The organism is Bradyrhizobium sp. LB11.1 (assembly GCF_040549385.1).
Lineage (GTDB): Bacteria > Pseudomonadota > Alphaproteobacteria > Rhizobiales > Xanthobacteraceae > Bradyrhizobium.
The window spans coordinates 1-2,916 of the sequence record NZ_JBEPTH010000049.1; the positions used below are offsets into that span (position 1 = coordinate 1).

Annotated in this window: 3 protein-coding genes; all 3 read left to right on the plus strand. The window is 58.0% G+C overall.

Annotation, left to right across the window (positions count from 1 at the left end; all coding sequences use genetic code 11):
- Positions 1 to 388 precede the first annotated feature (388 nt).
- The 3 genes from ABIA96_RS36470 to ABIA96_RS36480 are packed head-to-tail and all read left to right on the plus strand — an operon-like array spanning position 389 to position 2,588.
- Positions 389 to 1,732, plus strand: coding sequence for a metallophosphoesterase family protein (locus tag ABIA96_RS36470; RefSeq protein WP_354141709.1), 1,344 nt, complete (start codon positions 389 to 391; stop codon positions 1,730 to 1,732).
- Positions 1,733 to 1,791: 59 nt separating this feature from the next.
- Positions 1,792 to 2,226: a hypothetical protein gene (locus ABIA96_RS36475; protein WP_354141710.1), complete on the plus strand. Its 435-nt coding sequence runs from the start codon at positions 1,792 to 1,794 to the stop codon at positions 2,224 to 2,226.
- Positions 2,223 to 2,588 (plus strand): hypothetical protein, encoded by a 366-nt coding sequence (locus ABIA96_RS36480; RefSeq protein WP_354141711.1) that lies wholly within the window; start codon positions 2,223 to 2,225, stop codon positions 2,586 to 2,588. Before ABIA96_RS36475 ends, ABIA96_RS36480 begins: the two co-directional genes overlap by 4 nt.
- The last annotated feature ends 328 nt before the right edge of the window (positions 2,589 to 2,916 follow it).

Consider the following 2,916-nt stretch of genomic DNA (forward strand, 5'->3'; position numbering starts at 1 on the left):
GAGCCAAGGGTGAACCACTAAGGCACCGCCAGACGAAAGAGGCGGCAAACAGATATGTTCAGCCTACCGCCACCGCGCCACATCTCGACTCTACCAATCGCGTCGTTTTTGCCGGCGGCCAGCTACTTCCGGTCTGCCGTCAACTTCGGACATCGCGCGGCACTGCGCCAACGGAAATGAGAGGCCAACAACGGACTCGGCGGCCACTCCTCTTAAGGGCGTACATGCCGTATTTGCATAGCGTCCCTTTGGCGGCCTGCGATAATTGCCCAATCCTGACTTTGCGCGCTGGCGCCGTGATGGAATGCCCTGCCAATTACAGGACTTTGATTTATCTCAACTATGAGTGAAAGCCCAAGGGGCGTTCCCCCTCCTGAATGAAGGGATAATGATCATGCAATCATCCAGATCATCTAACGGCCCTAGCCGTCGCCTTGTGCTTGGGGGTCTCGCTGCGCTGCCTGCGGTCACTGTACCACTCGTCGCAAGCGTGCAGACGGCGACCGCGCAATCACCACTTCCCGCCGGGACCGGCTTTTCGTTCGCTGCGGTCGGCGATACCCGGCCGATGATGTACCTCCCGTTGAAAGAGGGACAGCCGGACCTCAACAAGTTCTTCGTGGAGATGTTCGGGCTGGTCATGCCCGAGAAGGTCGCCGAGGCCGTTGTGGCGAAGGATGTGAAGATGATCTTCGATCCCACCACCAAGGAGCTGATCAAGGTAGTCATGCCGTTTGCGTCCAAGACGGAAGTCATGACTCTGACAGTGGATAAAGGTTGGGTCACCGAGGCATCAGTTGAAGACTTGAAACTGCTTCCCGGCGTCCATCGGACAATGTTTCGGCTTCAAGGCGGCGAATGGGTGACCCGTGAAATCGTGAGGGACGTTCAATCCGGTCGCGCCAAATTCGTGGTCAATAGCGGTGACGCGGTCTGGTGGGGCAATCAGGGCTTGACCGTCAGCGACAGCCCATACTGGAAACGTGTGAACGAGACAATGTTGAAGAAGCTACCAGCGCCGGATGACGAGATGCGCGCAGCCGGGCTGGATGGGCGCTTTTTCATGAGCGTAGGTAATCATGAGGTGTGGGCCGATCCGAAGATAGAGGGCGTTCTTTCGGCTGTGCCGTATCTAAAGAAGTTCGGCGTCACGCCGGAAAACCTCATCTACAAATTCGACTTCAAGGGCACCCGCTTCATCTATCTGTGGAGCGGAAAGTACGATTACCGCTCGCCGTCGCTGTGGGACGCTGATCGACCAAAATATGCCGAGCAGATGACCCAGCTTCAGAAATGGATGGACGAAGCCAAGGCCAGTGGCATTCGCAAGGCCTTTATCGTCTTCCATTATCCCGTGTTTGCACGGTCGGGTTTGGGTCCGATCCCGGCCCGCGACAATCCGCACAAGGTGATAGCGTCGTATGCCAAGGACATGGAGGTGATCGTGTTAAACGGGCACGTTCACACCACCGAAATCTACGAAGTAGGTGGGGTGAAATATTTGATGCTGGGCGGCGGCGGCGCGGAGCAAGACCCAATCCTTCCCGGTCGCACGAGCATCAAGGTGCCGGCTGACTATCCGCCCGATCTTTACTGGAAGGGTCAGCCTCCCCAAGAAGAATACAACTACGTTCTTGTCGATGTCGAACCGGGCCAGAAGACGAAATTCATTCTTAATCGCTTCCGGCCGTGGTCCGCAGAGCCATTCGGGACTGAGGAGCTCTTCACGTGACAGGAAGCGGGTGATATCGGAGTAAGGTTCTGGCGACATTTCTCCTGATTATTCACGGCTTGGTCGCGGTGGCGCTGCTTGGCGCAATAACCCACCAGACTCTAGCGGCGTGGGCGTCGGCGGGCGCCCGGCGCGGTTCTTTCTTCGGCCGCTTTCGTTCTGTGCCGTCTGCTTCATTCGCCAACGCCGTGATCGTTCTGTACGCCGTCTCCACGCTGCTGGGTGGGATCATCTACCTTTATTTCCGTGTGGACATCAGGCCCGAGTTGGAGCGCGCGGGTCATTGGCATTTCCTCGGTTTCTTCGACCTCAAGGAGCACTTCGCAGCCATCGGGCTGGCACTCCTGCCAGCCTACTGGGTTTTCTGGCGGCGACCGCGTGCCGGTGAGCCTGCTCAGACCCGCATTGCGCTCACGTCGATCCTTGCCTTCATCGTCTGGTGGAACTTCCTGACTGGTCATGTCGCAAATAACATCTTGGGTTTTGGCTCATGACGTCATTCGATTGGTTTCGCCGTTTCGCATTCACTTTCGGGCCGACATTCGCGGTCCTCTATGTTATCGCCATTGCAAAGGATTTGGCCCTGTTCACCGTTCTCCCGTCGCTCGGTATTGTACTGGCGGGTACGCATCACACAGGAGATGTTGCCGACGCCGCGATGGGATTTCTTGCTCCAGCTATGTACTGGTACGGCTGGGCGGCGACGGCTGCATTCGGGGCACTGATGATCGGCCTTGTTGTGGCGTCGTTACCCGGTTGTTCGGCGCGCTACGTTTGGCCGGGATGGGTATGGGTAATTCCTGCCCTGGCGATGGTCGCTTGCGTCTATCTCACTCTGCCTTGGTTTCGGCTTTGAGTGGAGCGCCATGTCCGAAACGGGTCACATGCGGCGGCCGGCCCAAGGCAGTCCCGCGTCCAGTCTACCCGCGCATAGCCGGCATCGCAGTCGCCTCGAACTGGTTCTGCTGCGGGCCACGAGCAGACTTGGCGGGACGAGGTTGATTGTGGCGCGTTCTGCCGAGCGGCCAGCATGCCGAGGTGTCACAGTGGGCTGTGCCGACGAGACCGAGTGCTCGGCAGAACTTATTGACTTAGCAGTCTGCTGAAAAACCCCTCGCCAGGGAGGGGACTTGATGATTCACTTTATCATCTCGAATCGGCGGAGACGATCATGCGCGGCAGGT